Raw genomic sequence first — 21,566 nt, forward strand, 5'->3', positions numbered from 1 at the left:
CAACCGCACAAGCCGACCATTTTTTTGTTCAAAATTTGAATTACTCACGACCTTCGAATTAGTCACCAGCTCCTCCTCTGTTTATAGAGGAGGTGGCACGGAGTGCCGGAGGAGTTTCTTTATTTTTAATTTCCAATTTTCAATTCTCCATTTTCAATAATCAGGGCATCTGCGACCAGTTCCGCCACGGTCTTTATGGTAATGCCCAGATTGTACGTGTGATTGATTTGCGTTAATTGGTCCACGCAGTTGTGACAAGGGGTGACCACGATTTGTGCCCCGGTGGCGGTAATTTGGTCGGCTTTGACTTTACCGATTTTGAGGCGTCGTTCGTTGTACTCGCTCATGGCAAGAGCCCCGCCGCCGCCGCCGCAACAGAAGTTGTCGGTGCCGTAGGGCGTCATTTCCACCACGTGGGCTGCCGCCGCATTCACGACGAAACGGATTTCATCGAGTAATCCGCCGTTGCGCACGAGATTGCAGGGGTCGTGTATGGTGACCACTTTATCGTTGAGCGTCTTGTCCAGTTTGATGCGTCCGCCACGGATATATTCCCCGATCAATTCAACCACGGTAATCGTGTCGAAATCGTACTTCGTTTTGAGGTAGTTCGGGCCTTCCCAGCGCATGGCACGGGAACCGTGACCGCATTCTCCCAGCACGAGGCGTTTGCAATTGAGTTTGTGTATCTCGTCGTAGAGGTTACGGGCGATTTGGGTTGCCTCGGCGTTGTTGCCGTTGAAGTAGCCGTAATTCGTCACATCGTAGTACTTGGACGAGAGCGTCCAGTCCTCGCCGGCGGCGTAGAACACTTTGCCCATGGCGGCGATGGAGAGCGGGAAGAACTTCGGTTCGCGCGGGTTCACGGTGTAAAACACGTTTTTGTCCGTCCGGTCGAGGAACAAGCCTGCTTTCGGGTCTTCCATTTCGTCCTGCAATTCTTCTTCCATCCATTGAATCGTGTCCACGAATTCTTCCGTGGGGATAGCCATGTTGTTGCCCGTGTTAACCGCCGCGTCAACCGTGGATTGCAGGGTTTTCGGCACCATGCCCATCTCGGCGAGCATTTCCCTTCCTTTCTTCACCACGAAGGGAATATCTACCCCGATAGAGCAATGTTTCACGCAGCGCCCGCACATGGTGCAAGCCCCGAAAAGGGAATCGATCATCTCGTCGCACATCTCCCGGTTCAATTCCCGGGCGCGGAACAATTTTGGGAACGCGGCTCCCTGCCATGTCCGGTAGCGCCTGTAAATGGAGCTGACGAGGTCTACTTTTCTCGCCGGGATGAACTTGCTTGCTTTCATGGTGAGATAGTACATGCAACTATCTGCGCACAGCCCGCAACGCACGCATGAGTTCAAGTGGGTTTCCAGCTTGCTGTCCTTCGTCTTGTCGAGGACGGCAAGGGCTTTGGCTTTTTGTTCGTTCGTGATATTGTTCATCATACGGTAGCTTTTTTAGGAGGCCATGTTCCACGCCAGCCGTAGAAAAAGCCTAAATGGTATCTCGCGAAGAAGAAATAAAGCACGTGTTTGATCTTACCGATCGGCATCCATATAAAAAGGAGTGCCATCGTGACGAAGTATACCGCCCCGAATTGGAACATCCACAGGGAATACGCCGAAACGAAGAGCATGACCGTGCAGAGAAAATTGGAAATGTAATCGTCCGCGCAGGATAGCTCCCGGAGTTCTTTTTTCACGATACGTTTAATGAATAAGGATAGTCCACAGATGCCGGCAACTAGAATCGCGGCTGCCGGCACGATGATGAACAAGTTCGTTACGCTTTCAACAGGAATCACGAGGCTGAAGATTGCCGATGCGGCGATAATCACGTACACGAGCAATGCCAAGAAGTTTCCTATATGAAAAATAATACCTGCCGAATAGGTGGGCAGGTGTAAATAAGCTGATTCTTTTTGCACGGGTGACATGGCTCCGATACAAGAGTAACAGACTGCTTGAGCAATATTCTCGGATTTTTGGGAAAGGTCTTTCGGCGACCCTTTTTTCAAAAGCCGTAGGAAATATCCCCCTAACAGCACCACGCAAAAGAGAAGTGCAGCCAACGAGGTCCAAATATACCAAGACATAGTCGTGTATTTTAAACGCACCCGTCCGGTTTCGGCAGACCTGCTACCCGACATGCGCCGCGGGCTGGTCCTAACGGGAATAATTCATAAATTTCTTTCAGTTTCAATCCGGTTTCTTTGCAGATTGTCCGGACCATCGGTGCGTTCCCCTTCTCCTCGAAATTGTTGCGGATAATCTTGATGATAGCCCAATGTTTATCCGTCAACTCGTTGATTCCGTCCGCTTCGGCAAATAGTTGTGCTACCTCATCGTTCCAGATTGCAGGATCGGTGAGGAAACCGTCACCATCCACTTCAAACATCTTTCCTTTAATTTCTAGTGTTGCCATAATGTTTATTTGGTTTTAGATTGTCCTGCAATATAATAAATATTTGAAAAAACAACAATGATTTTAATATGTGTTTCAAGCAATATAGGGGGAATATGATATGAACCGGGTTGGATAGTAGGCTTGAGTAGTGGTATATTTTGCTGTATGCCAGATTGATATATAATATTTGGAATTACTTGAAAGAGAATATTTATGGTACGTCTTGATGATAGGATTTTATCTTTAGTATAATGTATTAATTATTTTTTTGCGGTGATAGCTGCTTTGTTTTTACCTTTTTTAAGTAGCTGTATGGCGAGTTTATTTGGATGTATAAATAATTTACACGAGCGAAGAAATAACAAAATAGGCTATTTTTGGATAATTGTTGACTAAAAAACATTACCTTTACAAAATAAATATTGTGGTTGTTATAAAATATTCCTTGATGAAAATAATCCGATTATTATTGGTAATATTTTTAAGTGGATTCGTGTTTGGTGCCCAAGGAGGAGCGACGGTTGCTCCCGCGAGCGAGAGAATATTGTTTATTAGCTCGAATCAAGCAGGGCAAGCCGCAAATCAAAGGATGTCGGTATCTTTCATCCAACAATTCCGTTCAGCCCCGTTTAAGATGGAACTGGAAGAAATCTATCTGGGAGCCAAGAAAGTGTTGAGCGCGGAAGAGAGGCGTCGGGTGTTGGATTCCTGCTTGAGGGATATAAAAGGGGATATGGATTTAATCGTGGCGTCGGACGAAGAGGCTGCCGCCGCTCTTTTTTCTTTGAATATTCCTTTGACCCGGGAGATTCCCGTTATCTTTTGCGGGATGACCGATTACCGGCGTGTATCCGGTCGGGATAACGTGACGGGAGTGGTTTATCCGGTTGATTACGAGAGTGTATTCTTGTCCGGACGCAAGTTGTTCCCTGAGGTGCAGCAAGTATATGTCTATTCGGACCGGACGGAGGAGGGACAGGTTCAAGCTCGTCTGGCAAGGAAACAACTGGAGAAGTACACGAAAGATTTTCCCCTTTATTTCGTGAGCGATACCACGATGGGAGTGGATGCTTTCGCGAGTGAATTGCAGAATATATTCCCGCTTTCATTTGTTATTTTGACCACTTGGCAACAGGGGGAGAACGGGGACTATCTTAATCCGGATATTTATTACGCCACGTATGCGAACGAGTCCGCGGTACCGGTTTTCACGGCTTTTGACCGCGGTCTGGGGAAAGGGGTTTTCGGTGGGTACGTTACTACATTAGGACAGCAGGGTACCCGGCTGGGGGAAATGGCGGTGGACGTGTTGAAAGGGAAATCTGTTCGCTCTATTCCTGTCGACACATTGAAGCCGGTTCACGTGTTCGATGACAATCTGTTAAGAATGTGGCGTTTGAAACATTCCGAACTACCGTCAGACAAGGTGATTTTGAATAACCGGGGTACGTTTTGGATCACGTATAAAACTTACATCGTGGCTATATGCTTGGTCTTCTGTGTTCTGGTATTTATGTTGGTATGTTTGGTCTTGTACCAGTTGCGTTACCGGAAAATGTTACGCCGGAGCGGGTATCTCGAAAAGGCAGCCCAGCAAATGGCAACCATGTTAAAAGAAAAAACGGAAATCTTATCGAACACCTTATCTTCCATGAGTGAAGGTATTTTGGTCGTGGATAGAGAATTGCGGATTATCGAGTTGAATCGCGCTACGGTCGAGGGATTGGGACTCGCGGGGAAGATTATCGGGAAGCCGCTTCACGAGGTTTGTGAAGTTGCCAGAGATAAAGTGGGGCATGGTATCGAGGAGTTGGCGGAAGGTGTGATGCGGGAGAAAGCGCGTAAGGATCTGGCTTTGGATACCGTGTTGATTCCCGGTGGGGATGCCCCGATACAAAAGGTGGCGGGTAGCATCTCTCCTTTGTTGAACTTCGATAACGAGGTTTACGGTGCGGTGATTATGTTCCGGGATATAACGAGGGAGTGGCAGCAACAGAAATTCCTGCGTATTTCGGTGAACGCTCTACAGGCGTTCTCGTGGTATTACGATGTCGAGAATGATATATTGAATATCGGCGAGGGCTTTGCCGAAGACGAGTTCGTGAAGGAAAACCTGAATACTTTGAACAAGTTTGTGGCACATATTCACCCGGATGACAGGGATAGCGTCATCTCTGTTTTTCAGCGAGTGTTGGAGGGGAAGATGAAGGAATTTGCCATTGAATGTCGGGTCGATTTCTCGCGAACGGGGAATTATCACTGGTGGGCAAGCCGGGGTGTCATGGAAATAGTCGTGATGGCAGACGGGAAGAAGGTGCAGTATCTTTACGGGATGGGCATAAGCATCGACAAGCATAAAGAGGCGGAAGAGGAGTTGGCGAGCGCCCTGCGGCGGGCGGAGGAGTCGGACAGGTTGAAATCCGCTTTCGTGGCAAATATCTCACACGAGATCAGAACACCGTTGAACAGTATTGTCGGCTTCACCAATTTGATGACGGAGGAAGGGTATTCGGACGAGGAGAGAAAGTTGTTCAGGGATTCAATTTCAAATAACAGCAGGGATTTGTTGGGGTTGCTGGATGACGTGCTTGACTTGTCGCGTCTGGAAGCGGGGCAGGAAACGTGTTACCCGGGTGTGTGTGATATGCGTTTTCTCGTGCATTCGGTGTTGGATATCGGGCATTTGAACGCCGCGGAAGGAGTAGAATTTATTGAACGGGGACCACGGGAAGAGTTGCTGGTTATAACTGACGAGATTAAGTTGACAAAGGTATTTTTGAATCTGGTAAGAAACGCAAAGAAATTCACTTCCCGCGGGCATGTTGCTGTCGGTGCGAAAGTATCGGATGACGGAAACTGGATCGAGTGTTTCGTGGAGGATACGGGTATCGGAATATCAAAAGAATCTCTCGGGCGTGTTTTCGACAGGTTTTTCAAGGCGAACGAGTTCGTGCAGGGAACGGGACTCGGTCTGCCGATATGCAAGGCGATTATCGAGTTGTTGGGCGGAGAAATTTATTTGACCTCGGAACCTGGTAAGGGAACGACGGTTTATTTTAGAATACCTTATAAAAGACCGGAGACAGTGTAGTTTTCGCCTTCGGCGAGTTGCAAGTTACATGTTGCATTTGCCTTCGGCAAGTTGCAGGTTATTTTATTGTTTCTTGTTTATTTACAGGGGGGGACGGTACTGTTGCGCTTCACGTAAACCTGCTTTTAACCTGCCCTTGAATTGCCGCTAACCCGACAAGGCGGTTTAACAGCACGATAACAGCACATTCACGGTACTCCCCGGAAAAACGTGACATCCTCGCGAACTCCTTGAGCGAGCGGGCGACCTGTTAGCCTCACCCCGGGCATTCAAACGGGAGAAATACCCCCTTGCCAGGCAGAAAATCAAAAAAAACATCCCGTTTTTATTTTTTTTACGTTATAAAGGGGGGGTATTTTTTACGAAAAATCTATTATATAAGAAAAGAGAGTATCATGATAAGAACAGATTTAGAATTATTACATGGGAAAAAACGGTCAGGGGAACCACCGCCACTCTCTACTGGCGGCTGGGCAATCCCGTTATCCGGAGAAGGAGAAACAGGAACGTGTCCGGCAAAAAATGGAAACGTACCCCCGGACGGGAACAAGCGATAAACAAATTCACCAACGGGAAACGACTGGTGACTGAGTTCCTGCTGGAACTGGGAGAGGTATCCTCGTGGAGGCGGGCGGCAAGGCTGTACAGCAAGAACGGGCGGGGTGTGGAGAGGTGACGGAAAAGCCGTGTTCTCCCTTGACCCGGCGCGGGGAACATGCGTGCACCTGTACCCTTTCTTCGAGCGGGAGGATAATTCGAAATTTTCGGAGAACGATTATTTCACGTGCGAGATAACCCCCTATCTTCCCCTGCAGACGCTCGTTCTACACGTCTTTCTTCGCGAGAATATCCCGACTCTTTCAAAAAGGAGGTTGGAATGAAGAATTGTATAAAAGAAAAAACCGACATTTCTGTCGGTTCACCCTGCTTGGCTCCTCAGGTAGGACTTGAACCTACGACCTACGGATTAACAGTCCGCCGCTCTAACCAACTGAGCTACTAAGGAATTTTTTTCAAAAGCGATGCAAATATAGGGGTTTTGTACTATCGAGCAAAATTATTTGGAGAAAAAATTGTTGAATGATACAAAATATTTTTAGTGTCTTGTCAGGTGATTAAAAATCAAAGAAATAGGATTTCGTTTGAATTGGAGGTAAGTATATTTTATTTTGGTTTCTGTATAAAGTATTAGGTTTTTTTATATATTTGTGAGAATTAGCGAAAGAACGTAATGGTTGATATGGAGATAAATATACTTCGGGATTTGAATCAAGGTAAGGAAAAGGCGTTAAAGGAGGTTTACCGCTTATTTTTTCATGCCTTATGTGCCTTCGGGAGTCGCTTTGTCAAAGATGATGCAGCCGTTGCCGATATCGTGCAGGAAGTATTTATAAAGGTGTGGGCTCGCCGGGAGGATTTCGAGGCGATTTATTCTTTGCGTTCGTTCATGTATCTTTCGGTGCGTAATGCCTGCTTGAATTATAATCGGGATCGGGCGCGGGTGAAAAAGATTTCCTTGAATGATACGGTTCCGGAAACTTTTGTCGAGGAGGATGATTGTTTCGTGATCGAGGAAGAGTTACATCGCCGGATCCGGAACGAGGTGGAGCGTTTGCCCGAGGCAATGAAGAAAGTTTTTAACCTTACCTTGCTGGATATGTCCATATCGGAGATCGCCGAAGTGTTGGAAGTGTCGGAAAACACGGTACGCAATCAGCGTGCCCGTGCCCGGGAGATTCTCCGTGCTCGGTTGAAAGACAAGATATTCCTGTTGTTTCTTTTTTATTTTGTCGATGTAAATCATATTAATTAATTCAAGTTTTTTTCCTGCTCGATGAACAGAGGAGGAGTTAAAATACCGTCTTGAAAAGCAACCTGTAACTTGCCGAAGGCAAATGCAACCTGCAACTTTTCCAACTCTCAATTGTAAGGACAATTGAGAGTTGGAAAAAAAATGTGGGTATGGATAGTATGCCGTGTACTTTTTCGTGTTATAGGGTTAAAAAGAGAATAGAATATGTCGGAAGAGAATTTGAAAATCGCGGATATTATTTATGCTTATATTGACGGTTCGATCACGGAGGGGCAACTTGGGGAATTGACCCGATGGTTGGGAGCTGCCGCAGAACACCGGGAGGTATTTGAACGGTTGATTGCGGCTGCTTCATACCGGGACAAGGAGGCCATTTACCGACGGTTCGACGAGTATTATAATTTTGATCGGTTGAGGCGTGCTATACGGCATCAGCGGCGTATCGAGTGGAGGCGTATTGCAGCCGCGGCAGCCGTGGTGATTCTGCCGTTGCTGGTGACTTTTTTCTTGTTGGAACAGCGGGTGGACTCCGTGCGGCAGGAGTACCCGGGAGAGATGACTTTATTGCCGGGCAAGTCGATGGCGACGTTGACGCTGTCAGACGGGAGTAGCAAGGCGTTGAACCGGGAGAATTTTACGGTGGTGGACGGGAGTAAGCGAATCGTGAGTAACCGGGGTGGGTTGGTTTATACCGGGAAGGACACGAGTTCTGTCGAGGAGGAAGTGTACAACACGATACGGGTTCCCCGCGGGGCGGAGTTCAACGTGACTTTGGACGACGGGACGAAGGTATGGTTGAATTCGGAAAGTTCAATCCGTTTTCCCGTTGCATTCTTGGGGGAAGAACGCAGGATATGGGTGAGCGGGGAGGTATTCGCAGAGGTGGCGGAAGATGCCGGGCGACCTTTTATCATGAACACGGGGAAGATTGATATAAAAGTGCTTGGAACGAAGTTTAACGTACGGGCGTACAGTGACGAGGAGTGTATTATGACGACACTGGTGGAAGGTGCCGTGCAAGTGGACGATTCATCGGGAGAGGTTGCCGTGTTGAGCCCGTCGGAACAACTGGTGTATGATAAGGCGAGCGGGAGGAACGATGTGCGGAAAGTGGACGTCGAGTTGTTCGTGTCTTGGAAAGACGGGGTGTATTTGTTTGAATCCCAACGTTTGGAGGATATCATGACGTTGATATCCAAGTGGTATGATGTCGAGGTATTTTACCAGAATGCGGGGGTGAAGGATATTATATTCTCCGGAAGATTGAAACGTTACGAGAATGCGGAAACGTTGCTGAACGTGTTCGAGAGTTTGGGTGGAGTGCGGTTTACCGTGCAAGGGAAGACCGTTGTTGTAGAGGCTGAGTAAAGCAAATGAGCGATAGGAAGGTGCAACTTCTAACCGCTCATGTATGACTCCCGACCGGGTGCAACCGGGCGGGCATTGTTTAATCATATAATGGTACAAATGTATGAAAAAAAATCGAGAATGTTATCTCCGTTGGTCGGGGATACGAAAAATCTTATTAACTATGCGTTTTCTAGCTCTTTTCCTTTTTTGTACGGCTATGCATTTATCTGCGGCAGTACATTCGCAACATGTGGTGTTCAGTTTTAACCTGAAGAACGCGACATTCGAGGATTTAATGAAAGAGATTCGCCAGCACAGTGATTATTATTTTATTTACAAGGACAGCGAGGTGGCGAGTGTCAACAAGTTGAACAAGCGGTTTAAGGCGGTGGAAATAGACGAGATTCTCCGCGAATGCTTGAAAGGTACGGGGTTGACTTATTTCGTGGAGGATAAATTGATTGTTATCCGGAAAACGAACGAGGTGCTTGCCTGCGACACGACCGACAAGAAAAATGTTGCCCAGTCGGTGAAAGGTACGGTGGTGGACGAAACGGGGAAGCCGTTGCCGGGGGTAACGGTGGTGATCAGGGGAACGACCGTGGGTGTCGCTACTGATATCGATGGCGGGTTCAGTATTGTTTTGCCTGTTGATACGGCAACGCTGGTTTTTACTTTTGTCGGGATGGAAACGCGATACGTGAAGATCGCTGCCCTAAAGAAAGGCGAAACTCGCAAGGCTCTCCGGGTGGTGATGAAAGAGGATAAGATCGCATTGGAAGATGTTGTGGTGACGGGATATGCGAATATCCGAAAATCGAGTTTCACGGGTAACGTGACTTCCGTGGACCGGGATCAGTTGCTAAAGGCGAATAACCAGAATATGATTTCGGCGTTACAGAATTTTGACCCTTCTTTCCGTATCCGGCCTAATTCATTGTGGGGGTCAGACCCGAACGCCTTGCCGGAGATTAATATCCGCGGCGAGTCGAGTATCGGGATGAATAAAAGTTTGGAAACGGAGTATATGAAACAGACGCAACGGACGAATCTGACGGATAATCCTAATTTGCCCGTGTTTATTCTGGATGGTTTCGAGGTGAGCGTGCAGAAGATTTACGACATGGATATGAACCGGGTGGAGAATGTCACGATATTGAAGGATGCCGCGGCGACCGCCATGTATGGTTCCCGTGCGGCCAACGGTGTGGTGGTCGTTACGACGATAGCCCCGAAACCGGGAGAAATGCGTATTTCTTATAATTTCACGGGCGGTGCCGTGTTGCCGGATTTGTCCGATTATAATATGTGTAATGCCGTCGAGAAATTGGAAGCGGAGCGGCTCGCGGGCGTGTACACGTCGGATAACACGAGTACTCAAGCCAGTTTGGATATTGATTATAACACGGTGAAGAACAAGATACTGAGAGGGGTTGACACGGATTGGTTGGCTCGACCTTTACGTAACGTGTTCAATCACAAGCACACGTTATATGTAGAAGGTGGGGTGGAGAGCATCCGATACTCTATTGATTTTAATTATGACAGTAACGGGGGAGCGATGAAAGGCTCTTATCGTGACCGCATGGGGGCGGGGATGTCTTTGGATTACCGTTACAAGAAGTTGCAAATCCGGAATTACGTGTCCTACAATTCTACCCGTTCGGAGGATTCTCCTTATGGATTGTTCAGTACGTACGTTAATTTACTTCCCTATTACGAGATTTATGACGATTTCGGGAATTTGCTGAAGAATTTCTCGGGGTTTGCGGGGGCGATAAACCCGTTGTGGAAGGTTAAAAATTTGCGAAGTTATTCGGGACGGAGCCGTTACCACGAGTTTATGGATAATTTCAGTATTAATCTGTACATACTGGAAGGGTTACAGTTCAAGGGACAATTCAGTATAACGAAGACCGAACAGACGACGGAGAGTTTCTCTGACCCGAACGATCCGACTTATGATTATTATGACGCACAGGAAAAGGGGCGTTTGACCAAAAACCTGAGTAGCGGGTATAATTGGAACGTGAACGCCATGTTCTATTACAACAGGGCGCTGGGCAAGCATTTTATAAACGCCACGTTGGGGATCAACGCGAAACAGGATCATTCGGAAAGTCATAATATGGGTTTTAGAGGATTTCAGTTGGGTAACCTGCATAGTGCGGCATTCGCGGCTTTACAACCGGATAAGACTACCGTTGGCAAGACGGAAAGCCGTTTATTCGGTTTCTTGGCATCTGTGAACTATTCCTTTAACGATATCTATCTGTTCGACGGTTCGTTCCGGTTGGACGGTTCCTCTCAGTTCGGCTCGGACAAGCGTTTTGCCCCGTTCTGGTCATTTGGCGCGGGTATTAACGTGCATAATTACAGCTGGCTGAAAGATAACGGGATATTGAGCAAGTTGCGGGTACGTGCATCGTATGGAAGTACGGGTAAGGTGAATTTCCCCTCGTACACGGCTGTAACCACTTACGAGATTGACGCGGATGGTTGGTATTACACGGGGCCTGCCGCTTATCTGGTGTACTTGGGTAACCCGAAGTTGAAATGGGAAACGACGAAAACATTAGATGCCGGTATCGAGTTGGGATTCCTGAATGATCGTATTACTTTCTCTGCCAATTATTATAACAAGAAAACAGAGGATTTGATCGATCAGATTTCTATACGCCCTTCTTCCGGTTTTTCCGAGTATCGTTCTAATTCGGGTGCAGTGGTGAACAAAGGTTTTGAGTTGGATTTGATGGCAACCGTTTACAGGGATAAAGATTGGGTGATTACTTTGATCGGGAATCTGGGTGCGAATAAAAACGAGATTACGGAACTGGGTGCTGCTTCTGAAGCTTATAACAAGGCTATTGACGAGAATTACGAGGCCCGCTACGGGTACAGTGCGTTGAAAGCGACCCCCCTCCGGAAGTATTACAAGGGAGCCTCGACAACGGCAATTTATGCTGTTCGTTCTGCGGGAATTGATCCGGCAAACGGGAAAGAGAAGTTTATTAAAAAAGGAGGAACCAGTACTTACACGTGGTGCGCGGACGATCAGGTAGTGGTGGGAGATGAGTCTCCGGATGCTCAGGGTACTTTTGCCATTAACGTGGGGTTCAAGGGGATTTATCTGAATGCCGCTTTCCGGTACCAGTGGGGAGGACAGACGTATAACGAAACGTTGTTGAAGAAGGTAGAAGAGGTTGATATCAAAACTAGTAACGTGGACAAAAGGGTGCTTTCCGACAGGTGGAGGAAACCGGGAGACATAGCTCCGTTCTATGACTTGGGACAGCAGATATCAACCCGCCCGACGACTCGTTTCGTTCAGGATGAAAATATTGTGGAGTTTGCCAGTTTGTCCGTCGGTTATGATTTCAGGAGAGAGATGATCTCGAAATGGAGATTGACTTCATTGGGATTGCGGTTTAACGCTAATGACTTGTGCCGGTGGTCGACGGTGAAAGAGGAACGGGGTATTAATTACCCGTATGCCAAGAATTACAGTTTTACCTTGAGTATTGGTTTTTAATTAAAAGTTAGAGATATGAAAACCTGTATAAATATAATTATTATATCATCGTTATTCTTCCTCGTGTCTTGTGATTCTTGGTTGGATTTGAAGCCGGAAACGCAGGTGACGGAGGACGAGCTTTTTAATTCCGGGGACGGGTACCGTGCCTCGCTGAACGGATTGTATAAAACTATGGGAACTGCCAGTTTGTACGGGCGGGAGTTGTCGTTCGGGATGGTGGATTGTATTTCCCAACAGTACCAGATGGATTTGGGTACTACTATCACTTATGACCAGAAATACGTGGATATCGCCGGATTTAATTACATGACGACGGATGCGATCGCGCTGATAGAAAGTACATGGAGACAAGCCTTTAACGTGGTGGCGAATGCAAATAATCTGATACAGAACGTGGCGAACGAGTCGCCGGACTTGTTCGCGCAGGGGGAAATGGAGAAGAATCTGATCTTGGGAGAGGCTTATGCGTGCCGGGCTTTGATGCATTTTGATATGTTGAGGTTGTTTGCCCCGTCACCGGTGAATGATGACGGGAAAATCTATGTTCCTTACGTGGAAACTTATCCCGATATCACGGCTATCCCGATAGCGGTCAAACCGTTTCTGGACAAGGTGATCACGGATTTGGAGTATGCCAGAACGCTGGTCGCGGAATGGGATACCTGTAACGTGGGCGTAGGGACGTTGATTACCGGGAAAGCGCGTTTCTATAACACGTTTTCGTTCGGTACGGAAATCTATGACAATAGTAATTTGAGAATCGAGAATTTCTTCAAGGGGCGGGGGTATCGGTTGAATTACTACGCGATAACGGCATTGCTGGCACGGGTATGTCAATACGCCGAGTTGGAACAAAAGGCTTTCGAATACGCCCGGGAAGTGATGGCTTTCGAGGTGAAGGATTATTACGGTTGGCAGAAGGCTTTCGCCGTCGATGATTATTCCGGAGTGACCAGCACGAACTGGAACTCAAAGAGTGATCTGCGGGTGGTGAGTAATTTGATTTTTGCCGTTTATAATGAAAAGGCTTATGATGAATTGAGTTTGTCGAAGTTCTTTACCCCGCAATCGAACGGGTACCCGACGTGGTTGGTCATAAACAGGACGAATCAGAAGACGTTTGAAACCCGCGAGGGTACGGATGAGTCTGTCCTTGACTATCGTTCTTTGAATATGATCTTTTACGGGAACGGTCAATATCCTCTCTCCGGAAAATGGTATTATAGCGAGAACGAGTCAGTGAGAGATAATAACGTGACGATACTTCCCGTTATCCGCGCTACCGAGATGCGTTATATTATGGCTGAATATTATGCCCGGCAAGGAAATTTTGCAGAGGCTAAAAGTATCTTGATGGAGATCAGGAGCCGGAGAGGTTGTTCCGAGGCAATTTCCATATCGAATTGGGCGGAATTCGAGGAGGAACTGATACGTGATGCCCGCCGGGAGTGGATTGCCGAGGGACAGTTGTTTTATTTATATAAACGGTTGAACGCCGCGGTGAATTTTGGTAGAAATGTTATTCGACCGCTAAACAGGTCTGAATATTTGTTACCGATACCAACGAATGAATCATTGTAATAATTTTTCAATTGAGAGATATGAAAAAGTGTATATTATTTATATTACCGGCTTTGCTTTTTGCTTGTACGGAAAAGAAGATTCCGACTTTTAACGACGGGCGAGAAATCTTTTTCGAGAAATTTTATATGGACGAAGTATACCCGGGTACGGCCTCGGCTGATTCCACGGTTATTTCTTATTTCTTTTATCCGGACGGTACGCGGGATATAGAGATTCCTCTGGTCGTGTGTTTATCCGGACGACTTCTGACGTCTGATGTCACTTTCGGGTTGAAAACGGTGGCAGACGGGACGACAGCCGTTGGGGAGGAATACACGCTGGAACCAGTGTACACGTTTAAATCGACCACAGTCGGGGAGGACGCCACGGAAGTGAAAGACACGGTTTTCGTGAAAATACACCGTAGTGCCCGGATGGACGACGCTCCCGTGAGGTTGATCGTGGAATTGGTACCGAATGAGATGATAGGGTTAGGGCAGTATGAACGTTGTCGGGCAAAAATTATTGTATCGACAATAGCGATAAAACCGGATTGGTGGACAACCGAAGTGACAAATAATCTGTTGGGTACTTATTCCGAGAAGAAATACAAGTTGTTCCTGAACGAGATTGACACGAATGCGGAGATGAGTGCCCGTTTGATACAGGAGCGTCCGGATCAGGCGATCAAGCTGGTGATGAAATTCAAGGCTTGGTTGAGTGAGCAAAATCCGCCGGTTACCGAAGAGGACGGAAGTATAATGAAGGTCGCAATTTAATTATCAAAAACGAGAGAGTATGAAGAATCTGATAACAATAGGATGTTTCCTTTTTATCTTCTTCCTGACGGGATGTTTTGAAGACGAGGGAAATTATGATCTGAAAGAGACAAACGAGCCGACATGGTTGTGGAACTACACGCAAAGTCCTTTATACATTACCACGTATGCGGGGGATACGATTAACGTGAATGTGCCGTTCCGTTTTGATAAAGATTCGGCGACGGCATTGGCAAACGCCCGCTACGAGTGGAGGTTTAACGGGACTCTTTTCTCCGAAGACCGGAATCTGAGAATGCCGGCGGATACTATCGTGAAGAAGTTGAATCTGCCTTTTTCCGAAACATCGGGCGGAAGCGGTACTTACGCGATTATAGACAAAACAACCGATATAAAGTATATGGTTCGCACGTGGTTGACTATCCGCCCCATGTATTACAAGGGAGATTGGCTGATTCTTTCGGAAAACGGGGCGGACTCGAAACTTTCTTTTTATAAAATAAAGAGAAGGACTGTCGGGGGAATGTCGACGACGACTTACACGTTGTATGATAACGTTTATGAAGAGTTGAACCCCGGGATGAAATTGCCGGGCACTCCTCGCAGATTGCGTTACCACGTGGCAAAGCATATATCTGCACCCATGGGGGCGACCACGATTGTCACGAGTCAGTCCGGTTACACGTTGAATAATGAGAATTTATTGGCGGTGGGGGACGTGAAAGAGGAATTTGAAGACGGGATTCCGGCGAACTTTAATATTTCCAACGTGTTCCACGGGGGACAGGTGTCATGGATAGCGACGGAGGACGGACGTTTGTTCCGACGGATTATGAGTGATAACTGGTTGGGCGGTAAGTATCTGGCAGACCCGTACGTGGTAGACGAGAAGGGATACAAGGTGACGGATTTCGGTCAGGGAAGAACCCCTTCAAATATTACTTCCCCGTGTTACGACGAGTTGAATAGGAGGGTGTTGATGATTCGGATGAGAGCTCCTTTCAGTATATTACCGGTAACGTATATTGCGGGAACAAATCATCCGCTTCCCGTGTGGGATATGCCCGCTGGAACGGAAGTGTTGCATTTGTACGCCTCTTCTCATAAAAATCTACCATACGGTGATAATCAGATGTATTCTATGATATTTAATGATGCGAATGGCGATACATGGATGGCTGATTTCGTGTTGAATAAGAATAACGGACTTTGCGTGGAGCATGAACACGCCAGTTTGATACGTTTCCCGGGTGGGAATTTGCCTAAGGGAACGAAATTCCTGACGGCAGCTGCCGATTATAAACCTTATTCGAATATTTACACGTTTTATACCAAGGGAAACGAGTTGCGTTACGTGAATCGGGTGAACGACGTGGATTACCCGTTTATGACTTTCGACCACGAGATTACGGTGGTCCGTTATAATGCGTATAATATTAATTATAACAGGTTGGGAATCGGGTTGGAGAACGGAGATTTCTTTTTGGTTGATCTGACGGATATCGCGAATCCCGTGATTATGGAGGAAACAAGGGTAAACGTGGGTGGTAAGGTCGTGGATTTGATGGAGTTTGCCACGGATACGTATGTGGATTTGTATTAGTGTGTTTTATAAGTAATAGATGAACGGAAGGGTGTGTCACGGGACTCCTGTTCTTGATGGATACATCGGCACATCCTTCTTTTTTAGATTGCCTTCGCGTAAGAGTGTAAAGTACGTGTTGGTGTAATATCACGTGTGAAATTTAAATGAAGAAGTTATGAACAAATCAATTCGGATTTCTTTCTTGCTGGTGGCGGCTTTGGCTCTAGGGAGCGGGGATGCCGTGTTTGCGAGGAAAAAGAAAGCGGCTGCTAAAGACAAGGAAACTAAAAAGGAAACTCCTTACGAGAAATTATTTAAGGGAAAAGCCTGTGAAACGGTAAAAGGGTTATTGACAATCCACAAGACGGATAATAAGGTGTATTTCGAGATTCCGTTTAACTTGTTGAACAAGGATATGTTGCTGGGTTCCACGATTTCGGAAACCACGAGTAACTGGTTCGGGAGCGTGGGGGAAAAGCCGACAGACCCGTTGCACGTGGTGTTTACCCGGACGGACTCCATTATCAGTTTACGTCAGGTGAACACGTCTTACGAAACTGACGTGGAAAGTTTGAGGCAGCGTATTGCCGAGAGTACCCGTCCCGCCGTGATGCATAATTTTGGTATTCAGGCTTACAATCCGGACAGTACGGCGGTCGTGGTTGACGTGAGCGAGTTCTTTCTGGCGGATAACGAACAGATGCCCCCGTTTTCGCCCTACGCGCCGATATTGGGGGGCGGGTGTTGGATTGTGAAAGAGTTCAAGAAAGATAAATCCCAGTTGGGCAAGGTAAAGGCTTTTGATGATAACGTGAGTGTACAGTCTTCCCTGAGTTACGAGGTGAACGTGCGGGACGGAAGATATTATTATATATATAAATTACCGTTCACGGCGGTATTGACCCGTAGTTTCGTGCTGTTGCCGGAGGAGCCGATGCGTCCCCGTTTTGCCGACCCGCGGATCGGGATATTTTACAGTAATAAATCCGCTTTCAGTCACGAGAACAAGGGCATAGAGCCAAGGTATTACGCGAATCGCTGGCGGTTGGAACCTGCTGACGAGATTGCTTTCAGGCAGGGGAGATTGGTGGAACCGAAGCAACCGATCGTGTTCTACGTGGATAACGCTTTCCCGGAAAGCTGGAAAAAGTATATCCGTGCCGGGGTGGAGGAATGGCAAAAGGCGTTTGAAGAAATAGGATTCAGAAACGCGATTGTCGCGAAGGAGTTTCCAATGGATGATCCCGCGTTTGATCCCGATAACTTGAAGTATTCCTGTGTACGATATTCCCCGTCGCCGGTGGCGAACGCCATGGGACCCTCGTGGACGGATCCCCGGACGGGCGAGATATTGAATGCCTCGGTGTACTTGTACCACAATCTGGTGAAACTGGTGCAGGACTGGCGTTTCTTGCAGACTTCTCCCGCTGACGCTGACGTGCGCAAGGTGATGTTCGACGAGGAAACCTTGGGGGAATGTATCTGTTATGTGGTGGCGCATGAAGTAGGACACTGTCTGGCGTTGATGCACAATATGTCCGGTTCGGCAGCCATACCGACGGATTCGTTGCGCTCCCCGTCGTTCACGGGTAAATACGGGACGACGTACTCGATCATGGATTACGCCCGTAACAATTACGTGGCGCAACCCGGTGATAAAGAACGGGGGGTGAAATTGACCCCGCCGCGCTTGGGCGTGTATGATTTGTATGCTATCAAATGGTTGTACACCCCGTTATTGGATGCCAAGAGTGCTAAAGAAGAGGTGCCGACGCTGAATCAATGGATTACCGAGAAGTCGGGGGACCCGGTGTATCGTTACGGGAAGCAACAGATTTTTGCCCGTTTTGACCCGAGTTCCGTGGAGGAAGACTTGGGGGATGACGCTATGAAATCGTCTGCTTATGGAGTGAAGAACCTGAAATATGTATTGGATAACATGAGCGATTGGGTGGGGAAAGATGACCCGGACTATACTTTCCGTCAGGGAATGTATAACGAGATCGTTTACCAGTACGTGCGTTACGTGAATCACGTGTTATTGAATATCGGGGGATTATACCTGAACGAGCGTTATGACGGGGACGAGTTGCCGAGTTTCGCGGTCGTGCCGAAAGAGAAACAGCAACGGGCTCTTCGTTTCCTGTTGGAACAGATCGGGAACATGGATTGGTTGAATGCTGCCAAGATGCAGGCGCAATGGCCGTTGATGAGTAATATTTCTTCCGAGTTGGAAGACAAAATATTCGGGGCGGTGATGTCCCGTCTGGCTTCCGTGGCGTTGAGTGCCGTGAAGGACGAGAACCCGGAAACATACACTCCGCGGGAGTTCTTGGCGGACGTGCAGGATTTCGTGTTTGCCCCGACCAAAAAAGGAAAAACACTCACCGTGCCGGAAAAGAATCTGCAAATGAAACTGTTGTCTAACGTGATGCTGTTCTCTGGGGTGGCGAAGAAAGGAATATCCGGCGATCCCCTGTCCGTGGCGTCCGTGAGCCGGATGATTGAGGTCCCGGAGTGCGTGAAGGCTTTAAGCAGAGAGAGATACGGTGTTCTTCCCGCTGAATGGTTAGGTATGTTTACCAATCAGGAAACGGTAGAGGCTTGCGGGGAAGCGGTTCCGGTTCCGGAGAGTTTACCGAAGTATCTCGAGCGGCAGGGTTTCGGTTACTGGGTGAACGTCAATTCCAATATGGTCGTTGAGCCGTTGGATCACCTGTATTTCGATATGTTGAAGAGAATACAAGTTCTGGTAAAAAGTAAGGCGAACACGGGTTCTGAGGATACCCGCCAGCATTACCGGTTACTACTCTACAAGTTGGAACAAGCATTTAAATAACTCATCCTATGAAAAGAATAATATGCATCATATGGGTATCTTTTTTCTTGTTCGGACTTTGTAATGAAGGGATGGCAAGGAAGAAAAAACAAGATGCCAAAAAAGAACAGCGAGAGAAACAATCTCCTTACGACGAGCTCTTCAAGGGAAAGACGATGAAGACCGCCAAGGGGTTGATGACCGTACATAAATGGAAGGATAAAGTATATGTAGAATTTCCCGTCGAGTTGTTGGGAAAGGATATGATGCTTGTTTCTTCTATCGAAGATATCAGCGATAACGGAGAAGGGGTAGTCGGGCAGTTTGCCGGTTATTCTTTGCCGCTTTGTTTTACCCGTTTGGATTCGTTTTTGCATGCTCGAATCTCGTTAATTGACAAACCACTGAACAACAGTAACCAGCGGAATATAGACGAGGCGATAGACCAAGCAAATGCGGGCGGGATTTACGCCATGTTCAAAGTTTTAGCTTTTACACCGGATAGTAGTGCTATCGTGGTAGACATGACCTCTCTATTTATGGAGTATTCCCCGTACACGATTCCCTTTGCTCCGTACGCTGCCAATTCATTTTACGGGTGGATAGCCCGGGAGCATGACTATAAAAAGGAATGCTCTTTCCTGAAAGACGTGAAAGCTTTTGACAATAACATTGCCGTGCAGTGTGAACTCGGGTTCGTGGAGAATCAATATTTGTTCGGGGCTTTCAAGATAGTTCCCGGTGACGTGAAAGTATCGGTAACCGTGAATAAGATTCTGTTGCAGTTGCCCGAGGAACAAATGAAACCCCGTCTGGCAGATCCCCGTCTGGGGGTTGCCTATACACGGGTTTCTCATTTCCCGGACGAGAGGAAACCGCTGGAACAAACGCATTACACGAAGCGTTGGCGTCTGGAGCCGGCGGATGAGGCTGCTTATAACCGGGGAGAATTGGTCGAGCCTGAAAAGCCGATCGTGTTTTATATGGATTCATTGATGCCGCGGACATGGAAAAAGTACGTGAAAGAAGGCGTGGAAGCGTGGAATCGGGCGTTTGAGGCAATCGGGTTTAAAGACGCGGTACGGGTGGTGGATTTCCCGCGGAATGACCCGGAGTTTGACGCTAATAATATAAAATATTCGACGATTCGTTACGCTCCCCTGTGGTTGGATATGCAGAGTTCAATGCATATAGACCCGAGAACGGGCGAGATATTGAATGCTTCCCTGTATTTGTATGACGGCATGGTGTCCGGCTTGCAGGACGAACGGAAATTAACCACGATGGCTGCTGACCCGGGGGTGAGAAAGACTTTCCTGTCGGAAGAAATGGTAGGTGATCTGATTCGCTCAACCGTGACGCGGGAAACGGGAATCAACTTGGGACTCCTTTACAACGCGGGAGCTTCGAGTGTCTACCCGGTTGATTCGTTGCGTTCTCCCGCGTTCACGCGAGAGTACGGGCTAAGTCCATCGATTATGGATGATGTACCCTGTAACTATATTGCCCAGCCGGGAGATTTGGAACGGGGGGTGCGAATGACTCCCAAAGGATTGGGCGAGTATGATTATTATGTCATTCATTGGCTGTACAAACCGATTTCCCCGGCGGCGACACCTTGGGATGAGTTTGCCGTTTTGGACGGGTGGATCAAGGAGGGACGGGGTAACCCGAATCTTCGTTACGGTAAAATGCCTTACTATTATTATGATCCTACCTCTTTCTCCGGGGATTTGGGCGATGACCACCTGAAGGCTTTACGCTACGCGATCAATAACTTGAAACTCTCTTTGCGGCATTTCTACCGGTGGTATGCGGATGAGGATATCGATCAACGGAAACGTGCGGCCATGTATAACGCTTTGGGGTATCAATTGCGCAAGCGGATTAATGACCTTTCCGTGAATTTGGGCGGATTTTACCAGCATGAGGCATTCTCGGATGAAAACACGCCTTCTTATGTCGTGGTGCCCCGGGAAACACAAAGGGCGGCTTTGAAATATATGGTCGAACTGGCGAAAGACCTCTCGTGGCTGGATAACAAAGAGGTGGAGCGTAAACTGGAAATCAGAAATTCGATGGAAGACCAGATTCGCGGTTTCATACTGGGAACATTGACATTCAGGATAAAATACGTGGCTCTCGGTGCGGAGAAAGGCGGGGATTATTCCGTGAAAGAATATGTGAATGATATCTACAATACCGTGTGGGAAGGTACGATCAAGAACCGCCCGTTGAAGAAGTACGAGATGGATTTGCAAAAAGACTTTCTGGGAAGTGTGGTTGCCTCGTCGACTGCGGCCACGACGGCGGGGAATTTTACGCCTCGCAAGGGATTGGTGGAAAGTGAACTCGCGGAGTTACCGGGTATCGATCGGCGGCAGGTGGAAAGCATGATGATGACAGCGAGAGAACGTGGCGGATTCTCGCCGAATATGCGTGTCGTGATGCCGGGTGATTACGTGCCGGTAGACCATTACTTCAATATGTTGTTCCGGATTCAGGATTTGTTGAAAGGGGCAGTGACGAAAAGTACGGGGGATACACGTTTGCATTACGAGTATTTGTTGTACAAGATCAGGAAGATGCTAGATAATAAATAATGTTTGTATAAATAATTAAA

Annotated in this window: 14 protein-coding genes and 1 tRNA gene; 11 read left to right on the forward strand and 4 right to left on the reverse strand. The window is 47.5% G+C overall.

Translation table 11 applies throughout. The annotated features are described in order from the left end of the window. Window positions 1-125: 125 nt before the first annotated feature. The 3 genes from L0M98_RS19180 to L0M98_RS19190 are packed head-to-tail and all read right to left on the reverse strand — an operon-like array spanning window position 126 to window position 2,427. Window positions 126-1,448, reverse strand: a complete 1,323-nt coding sequence (locus L0M98_RS19180; protein WP_227217267.1) for a (Fe-S)-binding protein — start codon at window positions 1,446-1,448, stop codon at window positions 126-128. Continuing rightward, complete coding sequence (locus L0M98_RS19185; protein WP_227217266.1) at window positions 1,445-2,098, reverse strand: hypothetical protein; 654 nt, start codon at window positions 2,096-2,098, stop codon at window positions 1,445-1,447. The genes L0M98_RS19180 and L0M98_RS19185 overlap by 4 nt, the downstream gene beginning before the upstream one ends. Window positions 2,099-2,109: 11 nt before the next feature. Further along, window positions 2,110-2,427 (reverse strand): TusE/DsrC/DsvC family sulfur relay protein, encoded by a 318-nt coding sequence (locus tag L0M98_RS19190; protein ID WP_186977488.1) that lies wholly within the window; start codon window positions 2,425-2,427, stop codon window positions 2,110-2,112. Window positions 2,428-2,857: 430 nt separating this feature from the next. On the opposite strand from L0M98_RS19190, the gene L0M98_RS19195 reads away from it, so the two are divergent. The 3 genes from L0M98_RS19195 to L0M98_RS19205 all read left to right on the forward strand — a co-directional run bounded on the left by L0M98_RS19195 (window position 2,858) and on the right by L0M98_RS19205 (window position 6,381). After that, window positions 2,858-5,500 (forward strand): sensor histidine kinase, encoded by a 2,643-nt coding sequence (locus L0M98_RS19195; RefSeq protein ID WP_227217265.1) that lies wholly within the window; start codon window positions 2,858-2,860, stop codon window positions 5,498-5,500. A gap of 508 nt (window positions 5,501-6,008) precedes the next feature. Beyond that, window positions 6,009-6,176, forward strand: coding sequence for a hypothetical protein (locus L0M98_RS19200; RefSeq protein ID WP_227217264.1), 168 nt, complete (start codon window positions 6,009-6,011; stop codon window positions 6,174-6,176). Next, the gene (locus L0M98_RS19205; protein ID WP_227217263.1) at window positions 6,163-6,381 is read left to right on the forward strand and encodes a hypothetical protein; all 219 of its coding nucleotides are present in this window, start codon (window positions 6,163-6,165) and stop codon (window positions 6,379-6,381) included. The genes L0M98_RS19200 and L0M98_RS19205 overlap by 14 nt, the downstream gene beginning before the upstream one ends. Window positions 6,382-6,429: 48 nt before the next feature. Here L0M98_RS19205 and L0M98_RS19210 read toward each other — a convergent pair. Further along, window positions 6,430-6,506, reverse strand: a tRNA-Asn gene (locus tag L0M98_RS19210). A 234-nt stretch (window positions 6,507-6,740) separates the two neighbouring features. On the opposite strand from L0M98_RS19210, the gene L0M98_RS19215 reads away from it, so the two are divergent. The 8 genes from L0M98_RS19215 (at window position 6,741) to L0M98_RS19250 (ending at window position 21,546) form a co-directional block, all read left to right on the forward strand. After that, window positions 6,741-7,313 carry an RNA polymerase sigma factor gene (locus L0M98_RS19215; RefSeq protein WP_186977480.1) on the forward strand — a complete coding sequence of 191 codons (573 nt, stop codon included), beginning with the start codon at window positions 6,741-6,743 and terminating at the stop codon, window positions 7,311-7,313. A 204-nt stretch (window positions 7,314-7,517) separates the two neighbouring features. Then, a complete protein-coding gene (locus L0M98_RS19220) occupies window positions 7,518-8,681 on the forward strand; it encodes a FecR family protein (protein ID WP_186977478.1) in 1,164 nt (387 codons plus the stop codon). 103 nt (window positions 8,682-8,784) lie between these two features. Continuing rightward, entirely contained in the window at window positions 8,785-12,195 is a 3,411-nt protein-coding gene (locus L0M98_RS19225; RefSeq protein WP_237961881.1) for a SusC/RagA family TonB-linked outer membrane protein, read from the forward strand. Between the two features lie 15 nt (window positions 12,196-12,210). Beyond that, window positions 12,211-13,779, forward strand: a complete 1,569-nt coding sequence (locus tag L0M98_RS19230) for a RagB/SusD family nutrient uptake outer membrane protein (protein WP_227217261.1) — start codon at window positions 12,211-12,213, stop codon at window positions 13,777-13,779. 20 nt (window positions 13,780-13,799) lie between these two features. Then, window positions 13,800-14,540, forward strand: a complete 741-nt coding sequence (locus tag L0M98_RS19235; protein ID WP_227217260.1) for a DUF4843 domain-containing protein — start codon at window positions 13,800-13,802, stop codon at window positions 14,538-14,540. 19 nt (window positions 14,541-14,559) lie between these two features. Further along, entirely contained in the window at window positions 14,560-16,143 is a 1,584-nt protein-coding gene (locus L0M98_RS19240) for a PKD-like family lipoprotein (protein WP_227217259.1), read from the forward strand. Between the two features lie 157 nt (window positions 16,144-16,300). Continuing rightward, window positions 16,301-18,964 (forward strand): zinc-dependent metalloprotease, encoded by a 2,664-nt coding sequence (locus tag L0M98_RS19245; protein WP_227217258.1) that lies wholly within the window; start codon window positions 16,301-16,303, stop codon window positions 18,962-18,964. Window positions 18,965-18,972: 8 nt separating this feature from the next. After that, a complete protein-coding gene (locus tag L0M98_RS19250; RefSeq protein WP_227217257.1) occupies window positions 18,973-21,546 on the forward strand; it encodes a zinc-dependent metalloprotease in 2,574 nt (857 codons plus the stop codon). Window positions 21,547-21,566: the final 20 nt, after the last annotated feature.

The organism is Butyricimonas sp. DFI.6.44 (genome assembly GCF_022132345.1).
In the GTDB taxonomy this organism is placed as follows: Bacteria; Bacteroidota; Bacteroidia; order Bacteroidales; family Marinifilaceae; genus Butyricimonas; species Butyricimonas muris.